At 73.6% G+C, this 1,282-nt stretch carries 1 protein-coding gene and 2 pseudogenes; 2 read left to right on the top strand and 1 reads right to left on the bottom strand.

The annotated features are described in order from the left end of the window. Positions 1-272: pseudogene (locus D471_RS0128775) on the top strand (polyprenol monophosphomannose synthase); the annotation flags it as partial. Between the two features lie 69 nt (positions 273-341). Then, positions 342-638 carry a hypothetical protein gene (locus D471_RS0128780; RefSeq protein WP_017601825.1) on the top strand — a complete coding sequence of 99 codons (297 nt, stop codon included), beginning with the start codon at positions 342-344 and terminating at the stop codon, positions 636-638. Between the two features lie 73 nt (positions 639-711). Here D471_RS0128780 and D471_RS36745 read toward each other — a convergent pair. Next, positions 712-1,282, bottom strand: a pseudogene (locus D471_RS36745) (MFS transporter); the annotation flags it as partial.

Below are 1,282 nucleotides of genomic sequence, written 5' to 3' on the forward strand. Positions count from 1 at the left end.
TGTCCATGCCGGTCCGCGACGTCACCGCGGGCTTCAAGATCTGGCGGGCCTCGACCCTGCGCGTGCTGGACCTGCCCGGTATCCAGAGCACCGGGTACGCCTTCCAGATCGAGATGCACTACCGGGCCTTCCGGCGCGGCCAGAAGATGATGGAGATCCCGATCCACTTCGAGGACCGCATCGTGGGCGAGAGCAAACTGGACGGCGCGGTCGCCTTGGAGGCGGCCCTGCGCCCGCTGCGCCTGCGCCGGGCCGAACGCGCCCGCCGCTGACCCCCGCGTCCTTCCCATGCCTGCCCTGACCTGGGATCATCAGGGGCAACAGGGAAGGAGGGGGCCACCGTGAGCGAACAACCCTATGACGTCGACACCGACCTGGGGGATGATCCCCAGGAGACCGAGATCGCCGAGTGCGAGCGTGTGATCGACCCCGACTTCAACATCCTCGCCTACGACTTCGTGGACGACGACAGCCGGGGCGAGTGGGGGATCAGCCAGGAGGTGCGCGCCGAACGCCGGCGGGTCGTCCCCCACCAGCGCTGGGGGCCGCAACGCAGCGCCGAGGAGGACGCCGTGAGTGTGGTGTCGGAGTCGGATGTCTCAGCCGAACCCGACGCCGCGCCGGAATCCGACCTCTGACCTTCGCCCGCCAGCGGAGCGCCACAGGACACGCGGACCATTCCGACACAGGCGGGGGGGGGCCCGCTCCGGGTCAGTCCGTGCCCGCCCGACCCGTGTCGCGGGGCTCTCCCGCGCTCGAACCCGGACACGCGCGCACCGGCGGCCCCGACACACCGCAGAACCGCGTCGGGCGCCCCCTCTGCACGGGACGCGCCTCGGGAGCCTCCTCCGGGACGAGTTCCCCCTTCTCCTCCGCGGGGCCCGGCATCCGCCCGCGCGGCAGCGCAGCGGCGCACAGCGCGGCCAGGACGCACAATCCCGCCAGCACCAGCATCGCCGACCCGAACCCCCGCGCGATCGCCTCCGCCCCGGCCCCCGGGCCCGCCGCCTCCCCGCCCGCGCCACTGATGCCGACCACCGCCGGGACCGCGGCCACCCCGATCAGTTGCGCGCCCCGGGCGAAGGTGTTGTTCACCCCCGAGGCCAGTCCCGCGTGCCGCTCGGGCGCCGACGCCAGCACGGTCGCGGTCAGCGGCGCCACGGCCGCCGACAGCCCCAGCGCGACCAGGAGGACACCCGGCAACACCCCGCTCACGTAGGGGTCGTCGGCCTCCAGCCGGGACAGCGACACGAACCCCGCCGCCAACAGCAGGGGGCCGACG

This window comes from Nocardiopsis lucentensis DSM 44048 (assembly GCF_000341125.1).
In the GTDB taxonomy this organism is placed as follows: Bacteria; Actinomycetota; Actinomycetes; order Streptosporangiales; family Streptosporangiaceae; genus Nocardiopsis; species Nocardiopsis lucentensis.